This is a genomic window from Pedobacter heparinus, assembly GCF_032678725.1.
Lineage (GTDB): Bacteria > Bacteroidota > Bacteroidia > Sphingobacteriales > Sphingobacteriaceae > Pedobacter > Pedobacter heparinus_A.
Genome location: NZ_JAVTSC010000008.1, coordinates 49389 through 72386, shown reverse-complemented (window position 1 = coordinate 72386; position 22998 = coordinate 49389). Strand labels below are relative to the sequence as shown.

General features: G+C 41.3%; 14 protein-coding genes. 1 reads left to right on the top strand and 13 read right to left on the bottom strand.

Going from position 1 to position 22998, the window contains the following annotated elements; all coding sequences use genetic code 11:
* Positions 1–7 precede the first annotated feature (7 nt).
* The 7 genes from R2Q85_RS13425 to R2Q85_RS13395 form a co-directional block, all read right to left on the bottom strand.
* The gene (locus R2Q85_RS13425) at positions 8–1174 is read right to left on the bottom strand and encodes a glycoside hydrolase family 88 protein (RefSeq protein WP_316812307.1); all 1167 of its coding nucleotides are present in this window, start codon (positions 1172–1174) and stop codon (positions 8–10) included.
* Positions 1175–1516: 342 nt separating this feature from the next.
* A complete protein-coding gene (locus tag R2Q85_RS13420; protein WP_316812306.1) occupies positions 1517–3559 on the bottom strand; it encodes a RagB/SusD family nutrient uptake outer membrane protein in 2043 nt (680 codons plus the stop codon).
* A gap of 17 nt (positions 3560–3576) precedes the next feature.
* Entirely contained in the window at positions 3577–7095 is a 3519-nt protein-coding gene (locus R2Q85_RS13415; protein ID WP_316812305.1) for a TonB-dependent receptor, read from the bottom strand.
* A 201-nt stretch (positions 7096–7296) separates the two neighbouring features.
* The gene (locus tag R2Q85_RS13410; RefSeq protein ID WP_316812304.1) at positions 7297–8463 is read right to left on the bottom strand and encodes a FecR family protein; all 1167 of its coding nucleotides are present in this window, start codon (positions 8461–8463) and stop codon (positions 7297–7299) included.
* A 123-nt stretch (positions 8464–8586) separates the two neighbouring features.
* Positions 8587–9177, bottom strand: coding sequence for an RNA polymerase sigma-70 factor (locus tag R2Q85_RS13405; RefSeq protein WP_316812303.1), 591 nt, complete (start codon positions 9175–9177; stop codon positions 8587–8589).
* 196 nt (positions 9178–9373) lie between these two features.
* Positions 9374–10357, bottom strand: coding sequence for a serine hydrolase domain-containing protein (locus R2Q85_RS13400; protein WP_316812302.1), 984 nt, complete (start codon positions 10355–10357; stop codon positions 9374–9376).
* A gap of 193 nt (positions 10358–10550) precedes the next feature.
* The gene (locus R2Q85_RS13395; protein ID WP_316812301.1) at positions 10551–12257 is read right to left on the bottom strand and encodes a PAS domain S-box protein; all 1707 of its coding nucleotides are present in this window, start codon (positions 12255–12257) and stop codon (positions 10551–10553) included.
* A 199-nt stretch (positions 12258–12456) separates the two neighbouring features.
* Between R2Q85_RS13395 and R2Q85_RS13390 the strand changes: the two genes are divergently transcribed.
* Positions 12457–13152, top strand: coding sequence for a DUF421 domain-containing protein (locus tag R2Q85_RS13390; RefSeq protein ID WP_316812300.1), 696 nt, complete (start codon positions 12457–12459; stop codon positions 13150–13152).
* 59 nt (positions 13153–13211) lie between these two features.
* Here the strand turns inward: R2Q85_RS13390 and R2Q85_RS13385 are convergent, their stop codons facing one another.
* The 6 genes from R2Q85_RS13385 to R2Q85_RS13360 all read right to left on the bottom strand — a co-directional run bounded on the left by R2Q85_RS13385 (position 13212) and on the right by R2Q85_RS13360 (position 22943).
* Positions 13212–14066 carry an SGNH/GDSL hydrolase family protein gene (locus tag R2Q85_RS13385; protein WP_316812299.1) on the bottom strand — a complete coding sequence of 285 codons (855 nt, stop codon included), beginning with the start codon at positions 14064–14066 and terminating at the stop codon, positions 13212–13214.
* 131 nt (positions 14067–14197) lie between these two features.
* Positions 14198–15304: a glycoside hydrolase family 105 protein gene (locus R2Q85_RS13380; protein WP_316812298.1), complete on the bottom strand. Its 1107-nt coding sequence runs from the start codon at positions 15302–15304 to the stop codon at positions 14198–14200.
* A gap of 58 nt (positions 15305–15362) precedes the next feature.
* Positions 15363–17168, bottom strand: coding sequence for a RagB/SusD family nutrient uptake outer membrane protein (locus R2Q85_RS13375; protein WP_316812297.1), 1806 nt, complete (start codon positions 17166–17168; stop codon positions 15363–15365).
* Between the two features lie 134 nt (positions 17169–17302).
* Positions 17303–20827, bottom strand: coding sequence for a SusC/RagA family TonB-linked outer membrane protein (locus tag R2Q85_RS13370; RefSeq protein ID WP_316812296.1), 3525 nt, complete (start codon positions 20825–20827; stop codon positions 17303–17305).
* Between the two features lie 266 nt (positions 20828–21093).
* Positions 21094–22260, bottom strand: a complete 1167-nt coding sequence (locus R2Q85_RS13365; RefSeq protein WP_316812295.1) for a FecR family protein — start codon at positions 22258–22260, stop codon at positions 21094–21096.
* A 92-nt stretch (positions 22261–22352) separates the two neighbouring features.
* Entirely contained in the window at positions 22353–22943 is a 591-nt protein-coding gene (locus R2Q85_RS13360) for an RNA polymerase sigma-70 factor (RefSeq protein WP_316812294.1), read from the bottom strand.
* Positions 22944–22998 lie beyond the last annotated feature (55 nt).

Genomic DNA, 22998 nt, shown 5'->3' with positions numbered 1-22998 from the left:
GCGCTAATTATAGTTTAATCCGGCTATACCTTAATAGTGCCTCCAGGTAATAGTAATCTGCGTAAATAATTGGCGTATTTACCTCTGATTTGTAGGGTTTTGAACCTACTGAATGTTTGAGCAGGAAATTGTTGTTTTCGCCCAGATTTGCAGTATATGCCTTGCTAGAAAGGCTTACCAACATTTCCTCTGCCAATCTATAGTGTGCCTTGTCATTCGTATAGCTATACAATTCCAATAAAGCAGAAGCAGTAATAGCCGCCGCTGATGCGTCTCTTTCTTCATCCGGTATATTAGGAGCATTAAAATCCCAATATGGAATTTTATCTGATGGAAGGTTCGGATGATTGGCAATAAACTTTGCAATATTTATAGCCTGGTTAAGATATTTCTTATTTCCGGTTTCTCTATACATCATGGTATAACCGTAAACAGCCCATGCCTGCCCTCTGGCCCATGCAGACTCATCCGCAGCTCCCTGATTGGTTTTTCTGGTAAGTACTTTTCCTGTAGTATCATAACAAACTACATGATAGCTGCTATAATCTTTTCTGAAATGGTTTTTAAGGGTATTGTCAGCATGTGTAATACTTAACTCATAAAATTTGCTGTTCCCTGATGCTTTCGCTGCCCATAATAAGAACTCGAGGTTCATCATATTGTCTATAATCACAGGATAGTCAAATCCCTTAAACTCCTCCCAGGACTTGATCAACCCAATTTTAGGATTGAAACGCGTAGCCAGCGATTCTGCTCCAACAAGCATAATGTCCTTATATTTCTCATTTTTGGTTAAACGATAACCATTTCCGAAAGGACAATACAGCATAAATCCTAAATCGTGGGTGGTCTTATTGTACTTTTCTTTTTCTACCGCCATGGTCCATTTATCCGCAGCTACTTTCCATTTATCGTCCTTAGTATATTCATAGATATACCACAAGGATCCGCCGAAGAAACCACTACACCACCAATCTGATGTTCGGGTATCCAGGATACCCTCTTTGTTTACAGATTGAGGGAATCTGGTGAGGTCTGTATTCGCTTTCAGCATCAATTCATATTGTGCTTTGGCAAATTCCATTTCTTTTTGAACATCTACTTTAGGTTGGGCGTGTAAACCCATTGAAAGGAATACACAATACATCACTATAATAATGGTTTTCTTCGTCATACTATATAAGCTAAGTTGGTTTTATAAATCAGTTGGTTACCGTAATGTTAAGTTGCCTGACCGCTTCTTCATCTGTGAAACTTAACGGAGTTTTCAAATATAAAGCAGCATGTTTTTCATCAGTATATCATTTCTTTTTTAATGGTGATGAAGCTATCATGAGCAATATTCGTTGCTGTTTGTGATTGTTTGCTCATGATGGTTTCATAAACATAAGACGAACATATGTCGTTCGATAACAATCTGGATTCTTTTTTCAGGAAGAAGATTTAGGATAATGTCATAAACTTAAAGTTCATGACATTATCCTAATACTTAGCTCTGCTATAATGCGAGCTTTAGCTAAAAATAACCATAATCCTGTGTAATTATATAATTAGAATCTTCAATGGCATGGATTGGTATTGGTAACAATTCACTTTTACCAGGAGTAAAACCATCTGCAAATTGAGTCATGAGGGACGACGTTGTTGTCAAAGAAGTTCGCCAGTTTACACCAGTCCAGGTAGCGGTTGGAAAAGAGGCAGCTAATGCGGTGGGGGCATAAAAAGAATTACCCCAAACTATGCCTGTCTTGGAATTTTTGCGAAAATACATAACGTTAGGAATTGCTGGAGTATGTGCATTATAAGGGAAAGTCCCTGCTATAATTTTAGCCAAATTTGCTTTTGTCTCGGCTATTTTTGTTCCTAATAAATTCCAACGAATTAAATCATATTTACGAATAGCTTCACTGGTAAATTCCAAAAGCCGCTCATTTTGAATTGCCGTAAGGAATGCACCAGGAGCTGTTTCAGCTACAGTTAAGTCGCCACTGGTTGCCGTAGAAATAGCAGCAGTAGCTGCTGCTGTTGTACCACCACCGCCTGTAAAAGTAACTGTAGGATTTGATGTATAATTAGCTCCAGCACTTGTGATTCGTATTTCGGTTACACTTCCAGCAGCTACAATAGCTACAGCAGTCGCTCCTGTACCGCCACCACCTGTAATAGCTACAGTTGGAGCAGAAGTATAATTAATTCCAGGATTCGTAACAGTTATTCTTTGAACACCACCCGTAGTCCAGCTTCTTCTTCTAACCCTGTTTACAGCAGTAATTGCTGCACCACCTTCACCATTAGGGCCGGAAATTTCATTCACAGCTTCAGCGTACATTAAAAGCACATCAGAGAATCTTATAAGTGGAAAGTTCATACCATAATATCCCTGGGGATCAGTAATAGCAATAGTTGGAGTAACCCAATCTCTTCTCCACTTTCCTTCATCTATACGTATTAATGATAAACCGTTATAATTAAGTGACCTAATCTCAATAGGTGCGCAAGAAACATCCCGACGTTTATCAAGAGGATGAAAAGCATAAAAGGTGGTCGGAGTAATATCATTTCTACTACTTCCCGAATTAGGGTCAATAATCTGAATACTATTCGAAACCCCAAGCCTACTGTCAGAATCAGGATTTTCTCCACCATGGGCAACTTCAAATAACACTTCCCCATTAGGCTCAACATGATTAGATAATAAACCATCACGCCAAACATTTTCAAAGCTTGCATTTAAGTCATGTTTCCCACTTAGTATAATGTCATTACATTCATCTCTTGCAATTGCATAATAAGTAAGATAATCAGATCCACGCTCCATTACTCTGTTTTTACGTAAAGAGTAACCCCCTCTAAACAAAGCGATCCTGGCACGCAGGGCCTTGACAGCGCCTTTAGTTATACGTTCATCAGGAGCAACTGCACTCTCACCACGCCAGGGCACAAGTTCTGATGCAACTTTTAAATCCTCAAGTAATTTCTCATAAATTACGTCCCGGTCAGTTTTAGGAATAATATATTGATCCTTTGATAACAAACTAGAAGGGAGCCATTGTGCCGGTACATCACCCCACAATTTTACCAAATCAAAGTAAAACTGAGCCCGTAAAGTAAGTGCTTCACCATGCAAACGTTTTAATTCGGCTATATCTGCCTCAGAACCGTTGGTATAAGCTGGCATTTTTGGTATATTATAAATACATATATTCGCTCTCTCTACGCCACTGTATAGCTGATTAAATGTTTCAATAAGCAACAAATTACCTGATGTAACCCCATAGCTATTTAGCTCCCTCTGAACATCATTAGTTAAACTGTATCCTATAGCTTCATCCGTATCATACGGATACTGCATACTCAGCCTCCATCCATAAGCAAAATCACCGGCCAATTGATTGTAGACACCAAGTACCGCCATTTTTGCGCTATTTGGATTTAAAAACACCACATCTTCAGAAGAGGTAGCCAATGGCTTTTCATCTAAAAATTTCTTACATGAGCTCATGCCAAATACACATAGTGTTGCAAGGAGCAAATATTTATTAATATATGTTAGTTTCATTTTATACTTGTTTTTATTTATAATGAAAGATTTAATCCAAAAGTAAAGTTTCTGCTACGAGGATAAGCTGCATAATCCACACCTGGTGTTAAGCCGTTTCTTCTTCTGGTATTTACTTCGGGGTCATAGCCGCTATAATTGGTCCATACTCCTAAATTACTTCCAGTAGCATAAATCCTTGCACGTTTTACTTTGATTCTGGTAAGCAAGGCTGACTTAAATGTGTAACCAAGGGTAATATTATTCAAGCGTAGGAATGTGCCATCTTCAACCGCCCAATCCGTTGTGTAATAACCAGGGTTGCTTCGTATAGGAAACCAGATATTTGCATCCTTATTAACTTCACGAAGTACATCTGGTGCTGCACCTGTAATAACGGTATTTGCTGCAGAACCTGCAGATTCCAATATAGAATTACCATTTTGATCGACATTTCTCCAACGGCCTTCCATTACCTGAAGTAAGTTATTGTGATGAAGATAACCATTTGAGAATTCAAGCTTATTCGCATTAAGAATGTCATTACCAACTGAAAAGTTCATAAATAAACTTGCATCAAAATTCTTGTATGTAAATTGTTGGTTAATTCCCCCAAAAAATAAAGGAATTGCATTACCAATGATCTGTCTATCTTCCGAGCCAATTACTCCATTTCCAGAAAGATCCTTAATTTTTATTGTACCCGGCGCTGGGTAGGTAAAAAATGTTGGATCAGGCAAGCCTGCTTTTAAAGTATACCTCCTTGTAGTAGTGTTATAATCGAAATCATCCACACCATGAAATCCATCAACTACATATCCGTATATATTACCAACAGATTCGCCAACTTGTACCAGAAAATCATTTTGACCATTTATTACCCATCCTGAGCTGAACTCTTGACTAGTTTGTCCTTGAGTCAACTTTTCAACAGTATTCTTATTAAAAGAAATATTAAAATCAGTATTCCAGCTAAAGTTTTTTCTTTTAAGTACAGTTCCTGACAATTGCACTTCCAATCCCCTGTTCCAAGTATCTGCAGTGTTTTGCAACTGAACTATATATCCAGTTGTTGGAGTAATATCCGAGTTAGTTAATACATCACGACTCCGGTTGCTGTATAAATCTACACTAGCCTGAACTTTTTTCTTCAAAAATGAAAAATCTAACCCGATATTACTTTGAATGGTTGTTTCCCATTTTAAATCTGGATTAGGCAAATATTGCATTTGATACCCAAAAGAATTTAGACCATTATTTGGGGCAGAAGAAAGTGGATACAAATCGCTTGCAGCATAATTTGGTATATAAGAATAATCCTGTATACGGTTATTACCACTAACACCATAACTTAAACGTAATTTAACATCGTTAACTAAATTAACGTTCTCCATAAAATTCTCATCAGAAATACGCCATGCGAATGAAGCGGAAGGAAAATACCCCCACCGTTTACCTTTAGCAAACTTAGATGATCCATCGGCCCGTAATGTAAATGCTGCCAAATACTTATTATCGAACGTATAATTTGCACGGCCAAAAAATGACAATAAAGTATTTCTATTATACTCCCTATTTGGAAAACCAACCCTTATTGTACCTTGTGTAAGTTGAGTAAGCGCTTCTTCCGGAGTTATTCCTCTTGGATAATCCGATAATGAGTTATTCAAATCTTCGCCCTGGCTAATAAATACCTCTTGACCCAAAAGGGTTGTAATTCGGTGCTTCCTGGCAAATTTTGATGGAGACTTAGAATTTGTATATGTTAAAACGTTAGATTGGTTAAAGGTTCTATCATTATTGTTAGCAAATGATGTGCTTGGAAAATCAATTTTCCTAAAAGCTTCCCTAAAACCCCGAGTTTCTTTATTCACAATATTCATCCCCCCCATAGACCTGATTGACCATGCCTGATTAAATTTATAATTTATGCTTCCACCAATATTGGTAACTGCTGAATTGACTTTTCTATATATTCCATTCTGACGGACAACAGGATTAAGAAGGCCCAAGCCGTTTCCCGTATTTGTAAGGTCAAAATAATCCTCTTCAAAGTCATCAACATCTACACCATCGTTAAGAAATGGTTTGTATTTTACAATATTTCTCATTCCATTTACCTGAGCATTTCCAGCGTCTGAAGTACTGGCTCCACTATTTTTAGTGTCGGTATAACGAAGAGTGAATGTTAGGCTTAACTTATCGTTAACAGTTTGGTCAAGTTTAGCATTTAACAAGTTACGCTTCATATCAGTATTTAATAAAATACCGCTCTGATTAGTATTAGTAAAACTGAAATTGTATTTAGTAGCAGTTGTACCTCCACTAACACTTATATTATGAGTTTGAAGCTGGCCCGTTCTACCCATTACTTCCTGTTGCCAATCCACGGGAGTCATGTCACGATACCTCTCCAAATCTGCCCAATCGGCTGTAAGAGTAACTGCACCATCTGTATTGTAATTACGTGCAAAGCCTTGCCTCTCTGTCACTGTTCTTAATCTATCATATTGATAGGTAACAAACTCGTATGGGCTCATTACAGGAAGAGTTTTTGGTAGAGTGCTGGTACCATACAAGCCATTATAACTAATCACCGCTGTTCCAGATTTACCGCCCTTAGTTGTAACTAAAACAACACCATTAGCTCCTCTTGAACCATAAATAGAAGTAGCTGACGCATCTTTTAAAACATCTATTCGCTCTATATCCTGCGGTGAAACAGATGTCAGGCCATCTTCTACCTGTATTCCATCAATAATATATAAAGGTGAGTTATCTTGAGTAATTGAAGTCCCTCCTCTTATTACAATTCTGTGCTCAGCTTCAAGCGATCCTTCAGAACCTGTTATTTGCACTCCGGCTAACCTACCAGTCAAAGCTTCTGCAGCAGAATTGGCAGGTATATCTTTCAAACTCTTTGCAGCATCAAGAGTGGTCACCGCTCCCGTCAAATCCTTTTTTGAAATCGTGGAATATCCAATAACTACAGTTTCTTCCAGAGCATTTGAAGAAGATTTTAACTTTACATCAATATTCGTTCTGGCACCTACAACAATTTGGGCAGTTTCATAACCCAAATAGGTAAAAATCAAGACCGCACCTTCTCCAACTTCAATAGCGTAACGACCATTTTGATCCGCTACTACAGCTTTTTCAGTGCCTTTCAGTTTAACGCCAGCTCCGGGCAAAGGATCGCCTTTTTCGTCCGTAATTAAACCAGTTATCTTGATCCTATTTTTAATCAGTTGCGGATAGGTGTATGGACGCGCTTGTACAATCACAGCATTGTTGTCAATTTTATACGTCAGGGGTTGATTGGAGAAAATACTTTTCAGAACATCCTCAAAGTCCGCAGCTTTGACAGAAATATTTACAGGATTAGCTAATTCAAGCACGTGGTCAGCATACACAAAGTTATAACCACTTTGCGCACGTAAGGATTTGAACACAGACCTCAGATCTGCATGCTCCTTGTTCAATGTTATTTTCTGTGCAATACTGGCAGCGCTTGCTTGCATCAGGGCAGCTACTAATAATACGGTGGTTAATCGCATAATAAGCCAAAATTTACGGGCACAACAGTGTATTGTACCCCGGTTTGTGGTAATTTTTTTATACATTCGTCTACGTTTGGTTATGCAGGAGCCTTGGTTTCCAATCTTCAGGCCACTGCGGGTTTACTTATCAAAAAAATAAGGGCCAAACATCAACCATCTCCCTGCTGTAACAGGGATTTGGTTTTTTTTATGCCCATACTATTTACTAACTATAATTTTTCTTCCATCTATTTTAAATTTTACTTCACCAGTTGATTCTATAGGCCGCAGCACTTCAGATACATTCGCAAAACGGGATACCCCACCACTGAATGTGGTTGAAGGCAATTCGCCATGGTAAGCTATTTCAACATTATACCATCGGGAGATCATCCGCATGATGTAACGAATGTCTTCCTTTTCAAAAATAATTTGATTGTTTTTCCAGGCCATAGCGAGCTCTGCGTCAACCTCCTCTACTTTCAAAGTTTTCCCCCGGAGTGTAGATTGCTGGTTGGGCTTGAGGACGACATTGTTAACACTTGCACTACCTTCTACCAGGGTTGTCTTCGTAATTTTTTCATCTGGATAAGCATTGATGTTGAATTCTGTACCAATATCTTCGACAGTCTGTCCGGCACTCTCTACCCTAAATGGTCTTTTCGATTGATGCACCACGATGAAATATGCCTCGCCGGTCAGCTTGACCCTACGGTCCTTATTGAAGGTCTGGTTAGCAAATTCTAATTTACTATCCGCATTCAAAAAGACCTTTGTCCCATCTGGAAGCGCCACCTGGTAGGTTCCGCCACGTGGTGTGCTTATGGTCGTCAATCCGCTGAGCTGGGTGCCTGTTTGCTCATCATCTCTTCCAGTTTCGAATGGTGTACCATCAATATATTTGATCTGATTTGCATCAATTACAACACCAGTCTTGGATTCGCTCAACTGCATTCTGCTGCCATCAGGTAAGGTGATTGTGGCTGTGTTTTTGCCGGGTTTAATATCGTTTTGATTCGCGGTTTCTGAGTTACGATTTACGACTGGGTTACCGGTATAAAACCAAATGCCTGAGATAATCAGCGCTACAGCTGCTGCTATGGCCACCAATTTTGGTAGCAACCTCGCCTTTTTTGGGTGATGGCTTGCTTGTAATAACTGGTAATTGTGGATGTAGTTTAAAATAGTCTGTTTTTTTGTAGCATCCAATGCATCTTCGGGAACGGCCATTTCGTTACTAAATGCGTCGGGAAAAAGCTGCATCAATTCCTGATCGTTGTGAGACGCAATGATATGCGACCATAACTCTTCATTTTCCGTTTCGGTATTCAGGTTATTGAAATAGTTCTGTAGCAAGACTTGAAGCCTCGCGTTTGAATTTTGCATCGTTTATTTGGTTTAGGCAGTTTTATACCTTTTAACTACATTGACACCTGACGCGAAAAAAATGCTTAGTGGTTTATCAAAAAATAAATGATAAATATTTAATAAGCTGATTTACAGAGATATTTATTTGAATAGTACGGCAAATAATGCCGGATAGGTAAGTGCGTGTTTGTTGAAGTGCGCACGTATGTGTTTTAAGGCTTGATGCATATGTGCCTGTACGGTACGGCTTGAAACGTTCATCTTTTTTGCGACATCTTCATATTTCAATCCCTCTATATGACAAAGGGTGTATGCTGTCCGCTGCTGGGGGCTTAAGTTTTCGATAGCCTGGGTTAGGATCCTATTGCTTTCATTGTAATCTAATATTTTATCTGTAGAATTGTCAGATTCCTGAGTATTAATTTTAAGCTGTGTTGCCGATCTGGCATCTTGTGCCAATTTGCGTATCACATTTATGGAATGGTTTCTTACTACCCGGTTTAGATATGCCCCGAAATTTTTCACTTCATTGAGTTTTTCTCTGTTAAGCCATATTTTTAAGAATACATCTTGTACGATTTCACTGGCCTGATCTTCGGATTTAGTCAGCTTTCGACCATAGTCATATACATACCGCTGATAAAAATCAAAGATTTCCGTAAAAGCACGCTGATTGCCCGTGGCAATCCTGGCCAATAGTTCTTCTTCATTCTTAAGTTGCTTGTTTTCCATCGGTTGTACCCTTGGGTGATAACTTAATGTTAGTTATCTGAAGAGCAAGTATAGTGTAAATTTAAGCATCTGCAAATTTTATGCTATGATAAAATCATGCAGCCATTTCTCAGTGGTGAAAAAGATAGTACCAGGATTCCGGGATTTGAGGAAGAGAAGAAGTTTATTGTAGATCTTTACACAAAGTGAAGTAGATTTATTTATTCTTCAACTCATTTATAATGGCTAAAATAATCTTGTACAATCCACCCCCGGCGGAATCATCTGTCTGATTGCTGAGCAATACGATGCCAATGCGCTCATTAGGGTACAATGCGCAAAAAGTCCTGAAACCTTCAGTGCCCCCGTCGGCACGGAAATAATAATCCCAGTTTCTGGTTTTACCTATCTCCCATTGAAATCCCCTGGCTTCCTGGTCCACATTCCCGTATATAATCCTGTGGCTTAGCTTTACCGCTGTATCGTTCTCGGAAAGCTGGTAAGCCACATATTTAAGCATATCATCCAGGCTGGAATGTATAGCCCCGGCTCCAGGCATTTCTGCTGGTATGGCAGCCGCTTCTTTTCCATCTTTATCAAAGCCCTTCAATAACTTAGGGCTTTCTTTTTGGGCATAAGCTACCCGGGTATCTTTCATACCCAGCATATGGGTAATATGCCTGACCAGTAACTCCTGGTAAGGCATTTGATACACTTGTTCCAGGGCGTATCCCAGCAATTTATAGCCCACATTAGAGTAGGCATATTTTGAAGATTTAAGCGAATCCAGTTTTACAGCCTGCAACTGTTGTAGAAAACCTGTTTCATCACCAGCCGGAAAACTATTGGGTAACTGTGCTGTATGTGCCAGTATATAGCCAAGTTTAACCGGCTCGCCTCCGGGGTATTGCAGGTTAAGGAAATTACCACCAAGATACTTACGAATATCGGCATTGAGTTCCATTTTACCTTCAACTATAGCCCTGGCCACCAGCAAGCCTGTAAATGTTTTGGTAATGGAACCCATCTCATAAATGGAATGGTTATCCGGCAAATTTGCCCCACCCGGCACAGTTTTGCCATAATGGTAACGATGCATGCCTCCGCCAGCTAGTACACCAATAGAAAGCCCTACTCTCCCACTTTTGGCCATATATGCTTTGGCGGCTTTATCAACAACAGTATCCAATTTTGTTTTCAATGGGTTTGTGCCGGGCAACTGAGCCCTAACCTGCTTACAAACAACAAATAGCATAAGTAATACCATCAGCTTTTTCATAACCATAAGACACTGGTTTACCACAATAGTTTCAAGCTGCATGATTTATCTGATCAGCACCACATCTTAAAAACAATTTGATAAAGAATGACATAGCTATCCTGGCAAAATCAAATTAATCAGGTTTATTGATCATTCTCTTAATCACCTTGTCCAGATCGTTGGTAGAACGCTTCAAATGGCTGATGATGTTGGCCAAAGCGTCCGCGCTGGTATTACTCTCAAGCAAGTTTACCAGTCCGATTATTTTAGCCAGAGGTGCACGCACATCATGTGCCTGGGCCCATGCGATTTCATGTAACCGGGCATTTTGATCTTCGATTGCTTTAATATGAGCAATCCTTTCAGTAATGTCTTCCATAGACCCAATCATTCTGGTCGGTTTACCCTCCCGATCAAACAGCACAAAAGATCTGTCCAATACACATTTATAAGTTCCGTCGGCACATCGAAAGCGGTATTCCAGCTGGAGTCTTGATTTTTTGCTCCTGATCAATTGATTGAATTGCTCCTCTACTTTCGGAAAATCATCTGGATGAATCTGCTGCGCCCACCAATTGGTATCGAAACAAGTATTTCGATATCCATAAACACCCTTTATTGCCTGATTCCAATGTATTTTTCCTGATTCCATATCCCAATCCCATATGGCATCACTTGTAGCCTTAGAAACGATATTATACCGGTTCAAGAGCTCCTCCGTATTCAGTTCACTTTCCACACGGCCGGTAATATCTCTGGAATTCGATACTATTCCTTCGATAGCCGGGTCATCATGCAGATTAGTTACTACTGTTTCAATCCACCGGTAAGTTCCTCTACCATCGGCGAAGCGGAAAGGGGCCAGTTTAACCTGCTTTTCATTTACCAACCTATCAAATTGTAACAATGCAGCAAATCTATCCTCTGGATGGATAAAATCAAAAGCATTTTTTCCAATAAAATGAGCGGCCTCAACACCGAGTATCTGTTTCGTAGTAGGGCTAACATACTTATAGTTGCCCTGACTGTCTAATATCCCAATCAGGTCTGAGCCATCCTGTACCAGTGCCTTAAACCGCTGCTCACTCCTGCTCAGTTCGAGTTCAGCTTTAATCTGTTCTGTCTGATCTACAGCCATCACCAGGCGGGCGTTTTTATTATCAAAGAAAACGGAGTTACCATCAACTGAAACATAAATGATCTCGCCATTTTTTTTACGGTGACGTACAACAGAGGAGTTGAACCGACCTTTTAAAATATTATTGTCTAAAATTTGTGTTAATGTACTTACATCTTCTGGTGGGCGGATATCTTTCAATGTCATTTTCAGGAATTCCTTTCTACTATAGCCATATTGTTTAATGGCTGCATCGTTAACCTGTAAAATAGATAATGTTTTAAAATCATATACCCATTGCGGCAACGGACTATGATTAAAAAGGTCATAGTACCTCTTTTTTTCTCTTGCCAGCTGTTTGTTGATCCGCTTCCAATCGGTAATGTCTTTAAAATATACAGACAATCCCTCGCCGGATGGAAATGCACTTACCTCAACCCACATCTTTTTTTGCGGCCAGTATTCCTGAAACCTTACAGCTACATTATCATGCATGGCCCTATGGTATTCTGTATAAAATTTTAAAGAGATAGCTCTTTTAAATTCTACCCAGAGATTTTTTCCTACAATTTCTGCCTTCGATTTACCCAAAAGGCGTTCACATTCTTTGTTCCAATAGGTAACTTTCCAATCAAGGTCCACCTCAAAAAAAGCATCTGTGAAGCTCTCCAGGATGTTGGCTATTTTTTGCTTGTATTTTATCAGTTCATGTTCAAAACTCATGGTCAGGGATGACTTTATTAGTTTTTATATTTGGTTTATCGTTCTGACTAATTTAACATTTCATATCGTTATATGTTGATTAATTTATTAAAATAACCAGCCCGTATAAACACTTTCCGATTTTCCATCCGCTTCGATTGCCGAATACAAAACTTTTTCTCTTCCGCCGATGTTCTCCATTCAATTAAACCTGATGTATATGCTGTTATCAATTGACTGGACCAGGTTCCTGGTTGGAGAAGAAGACTGGGAATTCCTGGCCGAAATTTCTCTGCGGACCATAATCATGTATTTCATCATCCTGCTCGGTCTGCGTCTGCTGGGCAAACGTGGCGTCAAACAATTGTCGGTATTCGAACTGGTTGTCATTATCAGTCTGGGTTCGGCTGCAGGAGATCCCATGTTCTACAAAGAAATCGGCCTGATGGTACCCATTGTTATTTTTGCCATCATCGTTGCCGCCTACCGCCTTACCACATATTTAATGGCCAAAAGCAAAAAATTTGATGATCTGGTAGAAGGTACGTGTACCTATTTGATCAAACAGGGAGAATTCTCTACAGAAGATTTCAGCAAAGAAGGCCTTGCCTACGATGAATTTTTCTCAGAGTTACGCCAGCAGAGCATCTCTCATTTGGGGCAAGTGGAGGCGGCCATACTGGAAACCTCCGGTAACCTCAGCGTTTATTACTACCCGGATAAGGAAGTTAAATACGGCCTACCCATATTGCCCGATCTTTTCGACAATTGCATAAAAGAGATCGTTCTGCCTGGAAAATATGCCTGCGCTTATTGCGGAAACATACAGCAGCTACAGCCTGCCCTTCAGTATCAGTGCAAAAAATGCGGACATGAGCAATGGGTAAAAGCCATCAATACACTAAGAATCAAATGAGGCATTGTTGCCACTATAAAGTGTAATGCTTTTACTGTGGATAAGAACAGATAAGGTACTCAATGTTCGTCATTTGCTTCTTTTAGTTTCTTTATGATATAATCTCCATGTATCTTTTTTCCGTCCTCGTTCGGATGTAATCCGTCACGTAAATATTGTTTACTATTCTCCTGTGTAATGCCACTTTCTGCATAACAATCAAAATAGGGCACCGACATTCCATCGCATATTTTCTTTATGGTGTCTATCTTTTTCAAATTGTCCTTATTTCTATTCTCGCTTTCAGCTTGTAAGGGAAGAGAGAGATATAATTTTGCATTAGGGAACTTAGTTTTAAGTGCCTTAATACACCATTTCACAGCCCCAGCTATGGTATTCAGGTCAAGATTATCCAGATTCCCTTCCTGTAATGCTCCTTCAGCATCTCCCAATACTGCTGCACTGCTAAGGTCGTTCGTTCCGTACGAAAGAATTATATAATCTGGGGTAAGGACTGCTTTCTGGTCTAAATATTTCTGTATGTGCACTATCGCACAATTGTTTATGCGTTTTTGATATGCTAAGTCATCCGGATTTGCTGCATTGCTGTTGCTTATGCCAGCAAAATCAGCATCGTTATAATTCTGTGTGCTTATTTTTTTACCACTTCCTGTGGTTCTTTCCCGCTTGCTCCAGATAGCGCCACCTACGGCGCCGTTATATAAATTACCGAATTTTAATGCTGCAGAAAGCTGATAAGCCCAGCTATTTTCTGCCGCTGTTATACTGTTCCCAAAAGTAGCCAGGTTCTTGCCTTCAAATACCGATTTAGGGGGTACTTCCTCTTTATTCTGCTCTTCATCTGCGCCCCGGACATTTGAGCATGCTGAAAACAGGAAAAATAAAAAAAACAGTACCGTGGATATCGTTTTCATATCGATTTATTTAAAAAATGAAATTTTATATGAGGTCTTTACTTGTGTTGATAGGTCGTCAAGCTAAGCCTTTGGTGTCATGACTCTGCGAAGCGTCTGATGACACCAAAGGCGGTATAAAAACTATCCGATTATTTTCCTAAAAGCGCGGCCGCACACCAGAGATAAGGTGCCTGGCCATGAAGGTCTCCTGCATTGCGGGGACGGTCATGGTAATGCTGCTTATCGTTCTTTTTGCCTGTACCGATACACACTTCTGTTACGTTGTTGCGCGAGTCGATGTACGGAACCATCGCTAACCAGGCCTTTTTAACTGCTGGTGTATAGGTCGCGGCATCCAGCCACCCTTCCTTTACACCCACGATGAACCCATAGTTGAACATCGCCGTACCTGATGTTTCAGCCCAGAAATCAGGCTGGTCAATGAGCTGGTTCCACATGCCACCTGGTCTTTGGTAGTCTTTCAGGCTCTTCATCATTTTCAGGTATCCTTCCATAATCCGCGGACGGTCTTTGTGGTCTTTAGGCATCAGGCGCAACAGGTCGGGCATACCCACAGCCATCCAGCCATCTCCTCTTCCCCAATAATAGGGGACATCCGGAGCATGGTAGAAAAGACCATTCGGGCGTTGCAGTTCATCCAGGTAAAGCACCATTTCTTTTGCTGCCCGATCGATATATTTGCGATCGCCTGTTACTTTATAGGCCTCATTTTGTACTACAGTGATCATGTACATGTCATCGATCCAAAGCCGGGTTTGCCAGGAATATCCTTTCTCTGCCCAGGCTTTTTCCTCGGCATTTGCATGCTGAGGTACTTCCCATTGCGAATCGGCATAGGCCAGGCCTATCTTCCGGTAGCGTTCGTCCTTTGTGATCTGATAGAGCTTTAGTGCCACACTGCCAAACATGTTGTAGTCCACATGGTTCATAGGAGGCAGCAATGCTTTTTCATAAGTAAAAAATGGCTCAAATTTATCCTGCAGAAGTTTGATCAGCTTTTGGTCCTTTGTTTTCAAAGCATAGTCTATGGCACCATTCCAAGTACATACTCCGGCATAATGGATATACTTCCCGGCATAAAGGTCATGTCTGCTGTTCACAAAATGATAGGCCAAACGTTTTCCTACTTCTTTGGGCGTTGATCCTTTGGGAAATCCGGAGAGCCCATCAAGCTGGGCAAATGACAATTGTGCAGTAAACACTGCAAGCATCAATAAAAATAGTCTCTTAAACATCGTATGTCTTTTGAATCTTTAAAATTTAATTAGGAGATTGGTAATTACAGCACCATTGTTAATTCGTATCCTCATCGGCTACAGCATCCTGCCACCTGGTCCAGATCTCCGTGCTGACATCAAAGCCGCTATATCCGGAGTTCTGTCGCAATTTGCCATAGAGATTGGAGTTAATTGCATTTTGAGGAATAGGCCAGTAGATGTTATATGGCGTTATGGTGTATTTTCTGTTCCTTACAGTCACCTTATTTTTATTGTAATAATCATTATAATGCTGAATACGCTGATACCAGTAGCTGTTGTCTGCCAGGGTATTTATAGAATAGGTATTGCCCCATTCATCTGTTTTGCCGCTTAAAGCCAGGCTGTAAGATATCCTGCTCAATTCCATGTGTCTCCATTCTTCCATGTACAACTCGCGGGCACGTTCATTTACGATATCACCGATATTTACAGTCGTATAAAGCTGGCTGCACTTTGCTCTCCTTCTTACCGCATTTACATCTTCCGTTGCGGCGCCAACATTCCCCTTATAAAATTGCGCTTCCGCCCTTAGCAAATAAGTTTCTGCCAAACGATAGCAATACCAGTCGGCAGCTCCGCCATCATTTCTATTGGAGGTTGGAGTAGCCAGAAATACTGGATCGTCTATATATATTTTATAATGCGGCCAGTTAAACCAGCTGCGGATGGTGTCTGTACATAAAAGCGTAGTCCCATTATATAGTCTGAGGTTTTGTCCGTAATTGGCATCAGTAGGGTCATTATATTTCAGCATTTCCATGCGTGCCCAGTTTCCTACCGTACTGCTGTGTCGCAGGTCGGTAGCATCGTCTAACCCGTTAACAGACCAAAGGCCGAACTGGGCAAAATGCGTAGGTCTGATCATAGCTATTCCTCTTCCTACAGCGCCGTTGATGTCATATTCTGCCCTGTATTTGGAATCTGTCTTGGCAACAGATAGCAGCACTTTTCCACTGGGTGATTTCAATGCAGCCTGGTTCCACATAGGTCCCCAGTTGCGCATAGATTTATACCTGATCGTCGCATCTGTACCTTCGCGGTTAGGCATCACCAGAATGGCTTCTTTATTGGCTGCTATAGCTTTATTTACAGGCCTATGCAAATCCCATATCACATTACGGGTAACAGGCCAGGCAACCGGAGAGGGGTTATCAAATGTACCGAAGGTTGCATTCATCAGGGTGTAGCCCGACTGGTTAATTAATATATCTGCCTGGGCGATAGCCTTGTCCCACTGGCCGGTGGCCAGGTAACATTTGATCAACAGCTGGCGACAGGCCCCTTTGTTGATCATCCCGATATACGCCATTTTTGACTGCTCTGGCACCCATTCTACGGCTTTCTCCATGTCGGAGGTGATCATTTCCAGGATAGCTTCTCGGCTGGTGGTCTTATAGTTTTGTTTAGGCACCGTCAATATTTTGGTAACCAGCGGCACATCCTTAAACTGAAAGCAAAGTGCCAGGTAACGGAAAGACCTGTGAAAATAGGCCCGCCCGAGAAACTCCTGCTTGGTCAACTCGTCCAGACCAGGTACATTATCAATGAAACTGGTAATGGTATTGGCGTATTTGATCCCGTTATAAGTTTCGCCCCAAAAAAAAGAAATCATATTAACATCATTGTCAAACATTCCATCTGTAGGGGTAAGCCGTGTAGCCACATCGGCAAAAATGTTACCATCGTCTGTTTTACTGGATACAGCTATATCTGACAACATGTATTCCGTACCAATAGGCACGGATATATCCCTTGTTTGTAAATGGCTCCAATAGGTGCGTAAATGCCTGTCCAGCATTGCGGTTGTAGCCTCCAAACCCGCGCGGCTTGAAAATGTCATTTCAGGTTCGTAAAACGAGAGTGGATCCGGCTTCAGAAAATCCTTCTTGCAACCTGAAATTAATGTAACAGACGCCATGCCTATTACCAAAAGAGTCGATATATATAAATTATTCGTTTTCATCCTTAATTCGTTTAAAGACTTAGATTTAACCCAAGTGTGAATATTCTAGGTGCCATCTGGGCAGTTTCAATATCCCAGTAACGCCAGTTCTTATCTTTATTCCATACAGCTAAATTGCGTACGGAACCGAAAACTTTTAACTTTTCTATATGGGCAGGTGAAGTTAATTTTTGCGGCAATGTATAGCCCAGACTTACATTATCCAGCCTGATAAAAGAACGGTCAAATACCCGCTGGGGAGCATTCAGACCATTAGGCCCTTTTGATTCCAGGCGAGCCCAGAAATCACTGGGAGCCTCAAGCGTCCAATATGGTTTTTCGTAGGTATTGGCAAGGCCCTGGCTAATCGTAGAAGTGCCATTATCCTGGTTCAGATAGGCCCCATTAAGGCTCTTATGCCCCCAGTAGGAATAGAGGTTAAAAGAAAAGTTAAAGTTCTTATAGGTAAAGTCGTTCCTTAAAGACCACATGATGGGCGCCTGAGTTTGCCCAAGGAATTCTCTATCATTATCGTTATAAACTGGCTTAATGCTGCCGTCAGGATTAATCACATCGTCTGCTGTATAGTTGTTGATCACTTTAGGATCGCCGGGCCGCTGCCCATACTTGGCAGCTTCATCAATTTCATTAACCTGCCAGATCCCTGTCACCTTGTAATTCCAGATGGAGCTGATGGGCTGGCCGATGAACCATTGGTTTCCAATATCATCTACTTCTTTACTCGACACCACATTTCCGTTGGCATCCAGGACATCTACATATTGATAATACAAGTGTTTGATCTTATTGCTGTATTTTGAAAATCCAAATGTCGTGCTCCAGCTAAAGTTTTTTCCCTTAATATTCTGCGAGTTTACCGACATTTCAAACCCTCTGTTCTGTACTTCGCCCAGATTGGTAGTAATGCTGCTAAAGCCTGAGAAACCTGGAAGGGATTGGTTCATGATCATATCAGTAGTAGACATCTGGAAATAATCCAATGTGGTTGAAATACGGTTTTCCAGAAAGCCCAGGTCTAAGCCAACATTAAAAGAGGCAGTTTTTTCCCATTGCAAATTCTTGTTGGCCATGCGGTCTATCCGCAGGTACTGAAATTGCACATAATCGCCATTGGCATTAATATAACCCTGGGTGCCTACTCCGTTAGCCAGATTAGCCAATGCAACGTAGGCGTCATCGAGCGAACGGTTACCGTTCTGCCCATAAGACAACCGCAGCTTACCATTGCTTAAGGGTTTCCAGTTAAAGAACTTTTCATTGGTAAATGTCCATCCTAAAGCGACAGACAGGAATGTAGCGCGTGGGTTGGAGGTACCAAATGCCGAGTACCCGTCGCGGCGCACAGAAGTGGTAAGCATATAGCGGTCGTCATACGAATAAAACAGGCGTGCCAGCATACCATCTGCCGTTTGCCGGCCGTCGCTGGTATCAAACTCACTCAACAACTTGTCACCGCCCTTGGTTTCATGAAAACCTAAAACATCGGTTGGCGATATGTCCCAAGCCTGGATATTGTCCCACCAAGACTGACGTTCTTCTGCCTCCTGTACCAGGGTTACATTTACCCGGTGTTTTTTGGCGAAGGTTTGCTCCCAATTGATGGTATTGTTGAGTGACCAGTCAAAGCGTTTACTGTTCTCGCGGTTTACCCCTGCCTTTTTTGAACCTGGTCTCCAATCAGGATGTAAGGATGATGTGAAATAGCGCTTAAAGAACCATTGGTACCGGGGCGAACCGTTAAAGGAATAGGAAATGTTAAAAGGCAATTTTACTTTGGCCGTAAAAATAGAATTCAATACGGTATACCCGCTTTCCAAATCCTGAAACTGCCTGTTGTAGTCATAATTGTATCCTCTTACAAGCCCCGTTAATGTTGATCCCTGGGGATAGATTTCCAGATTTCCGTTTTGATCCCTATAGGAGGCAAAAGGGCTGTTGAAAGTAATAGCACTACCCCAGTCTGTAGCTATATTTCCGTCTGACCGGTCCTGGAAATTAATATTTGCACCAATGTTTAGCCAGTCTGTTATCTTTCCATCAATTTTAAGATTAGACCGTACCGCTTTATAATTATCGCCTACAATAACTCCCTGGTTAGAGAGGTAGCCGGCCGACATATAATAATTGATCTTATCACTGGCGCCGGAAGCGCTGAGGTTATAATCCTGGTTTACTCCGTTTCTGAAACTATGGTCATACCAGTCAAAAGTTTTTCCGGCAAGGTAATTGGTCAGCACGTTATGGCCAAGCCCAATACGCCTGGCATAAATCTGCTCGTTAGAGGCATTCGCGTCATTCACGGAATAAGCCCTCCAGGCGGCCTCGGTTATGCCATATTTGGCCAGCATATCCTGACCGGGTTTTTCATAAAAACCAGGTTTACCTTTGGAATCGCTGGCATCAATACTGCTCGACATATAAGGCTCATAATTACCGGTGGCAGGGTTCACATCGTAAGAAGCCGCCGTATACCAATCTTCCCTGTATTTTATATACCCTTCCGGTCCCCACACAGGCCGGTTGGCCCCCATAGTCGAAATTCCGAAGTTCGAAGTAAAATTGATCGTTGGTTTACCCGGTTTTCCCTTTTTGGTGCTAATGATAATGACCCCGTTGGCAGACTGTGCACCATAAATGGCTGCAGCCGAAGCGTCTTTCAATACATCCAGCTGTTCAATATCGTCGGGATTGATTTCTGACAGCTCTCCGTAGAAGATCATTCCGTCCAGAATGAGCAGCGGAGAGTTATGATTACCCGCTGTGTAAACAGAACGCTGCCCGCGTATGTTAATGGAACCACCATTTTTTGCTGATGCGTCCAGCCCGATTGTTAAGCCTGGTGTACCCCTTAGAATGTCCTGAACCGTCCGTGGATTTTCATCGGCAATTTTATCGGGCTTAATCTGTGTAATTGCACCGGTAAGGTCTTTCTTCCTGGCGGTGCCATAGCCGATTACCACCAACTCGTTTAGGTCACTGGTAGCTGGTGTCAATCTGATATTTCCCATATCCGCAGCCACATCAACTTCTATCTTCTCATAGCCGATATAGCTGATCACCAGTTTATCACGCTCGTCAACATTTTCCAGATAAAAAGCACCATTCTGATCTGTCATTACCGACCTGCCTTTTCCCTTTATGCCTACAGTGGCGCCAGCCATGGGCTGGTCCTTCTCATTGAGTACCTTACCTCTGACATCTATGGCACGAAACCTGATAATCAGATTGTCCAGAAAAGAAGCATTCTTTTTTTTGATGGTGATATCTTTATCAACAATCACGTAAGTAAAGGGCAAATCTTTAAGTACTGCCTTTAATGCCTCATCAACTGTCGCATTGTTCAGCTTTACATTTTTCAGCTCTTTATTGGAAATAATCCCACCCTCATAATAAAAATCATAACCACTCTGTTTTCTGATCTCTTTGAAAACAGATTTTAATGTGATTCGGTTTTGCTCAATGGTAATCCGCTGGCCCAAAGTAGCTGCACTGACCTGCATTAGGGATACTATTAATATGACGGTGGTTAATCGCATAATCAGCCATATTTTAGGGTATAACGCGCTCGTTATACTAGGTTTAGTATAAATTTGATACATTTGGTTAGTTTTGGTTCTAAAGCAGTCTGCCTTCGGCGGTCGAAAACTGTTGGCTTGCTGCGTTAACACTTTTTAGTTTTAATAATTGTTCCAAACGCAAACCAGGAGTGCTACACTTCTGGTTTGCTTATTTTATTAATGTTCGCTCTGCAGGTATTTTTTCATCTCCTTTTAATTTTAATCAATTATCAATCTTTTTCATTCTATTTGGACACATATACTTTTCTTCCTTCAACTTTAAAACGTACCTGATCAGATGATTCGATGTGCTTCAACACTGCTGATAAAGTCCTGTTCCTGGAAATCCAGCCACCGGATTTAATATGCTGAGGTACCGAAGCCTCGTAAACAACATCTACATTATACCAGCGGGCTATCTTGCGCATCGCCACCCTGAAATCAAGTTCATCCAGATTGAAATCACCGTCTTTCCAATCAATCACATTCACCACATTCACCTCATTTACCAAGATGCTATTGCCGTTATTTACGGCCTGTTCACCTGGTTTGATCACCTGTCTTAAATTGCCTAAAATCACACTGACAGCGCCTTCTATCAGTGTAGTGGCCACTGTAGCTTCATTAGGATAACTGTTGATATTAAAATGCGTTCCTAAAACTTCCACATTTTGCTTGTCCGTTGTCACTACAAATGGATGGGACTTGTCTTTGGTAATTTCGAAATAACCTTCACCCTGAAGTTTTACCATACGTTTTCCATTTTCAACAAGCCTTGACGAGTAGGTTAAACTCGAAGCCGAGTTGAGCCAAACGTAGGAGCCGTCTGGCAAACGCAGCTTATAGGTTTCCCCGTTTGCCGTAGATAATGTATTGAGTTTACCTGCTTCTCCTGAACCATCCTTCATTTCATAAACAACTTCCCCGTTTTCAGATTTGGTGATCATCACCCCTGCTTCTTTAGCTACTTCACCATTTTTCATATCGCTGAGCCTTATTTTCTTCCCGTTAGAAAGTGTTAAGGTAGCGCCGGATGCTCCGGGAGCAACATCATTTTTGTAAACAAGCTGGTTGGTGTGCTCCTGGTTAATTCCAGGGTAATAAAGCAAGGCACCAAAAATGAACGTAACCAGGGCAACTGCTACCGCAATACGCAGCCATAAGCGAACCAGCTTTGGCTTTTTAGCTTTATGCCCCCTTACTATGGCATGAAAAATCCTTTCCCCGGCCTCAGTACTTAAACTGTTAACTATTTCAGGGTGTTCATAGCTGCCGGAAATCAGTTCTTCAATAAATTCAGTATGATCAGGATTCCGCACATAAGTCAAGAATTCCAGCCGCTGTTCCTCCGTGATGTCTTTAGATAAATATCTATTATAAAGTTCGGTGAGACGGTTGCGCTCGCTGGTCATGTGCTATTTGGTTAGTTTAGTTTAAGGCTATTTTAACCTTACTTACCAACATTGACACTTCAGGATGGCCTGGGGGTAGTCATTTTTGAAATTTATTTAAAAAAAATCACAACCAGTGCCGGATAGAGCAGTGCATGCCGCTTAAAATGCTCACGGATCGTTGCCAGTGCCAGTTTCATATGGTAATGTACGGTATCAGGAGAAATATTCAGCTGTGCCGCCGCCTCATCATATTTTAACCCCTCAAAATGGCATAAGTTATATACCCTGCGTTGCTGTTCAGGCAACCTGCTCACCACTTCATCCAGCAGCTCTTTTGTTTCCTTATAGTCTAACGCCTGTTGTGTGCCCAGATCATTGTCACTGCTGTTTAGCCCCATTTCAGTTTTAGCCTTACTGACTATAGCCTCATGACGTAACAGATTAAAGGCATGGTTACGCACCAGCCTGTTCAGATAAGCACCAAAACGCTCAATGCCCAGCAACTGACTACGACCAAACCAGACTTTTAAAAAGATATCCTGTACAATCTCTTCCGCATCAGCGTTAGAACGGGTGATCTTTTGTGCGAAAGTAAACACATATCGCTGATAGTGGTCAAAAACTTCCCTGAACGCACGTTCGTCTCCACGGGCGATCTTTGCCAGTAGTACAGTTTCGTCCAAAAGGTTTTTGTCCTCCATTTTATTGCCAGTTTGCTTATAAAATTTACCAGACATCAATGTCAATGATAAATAA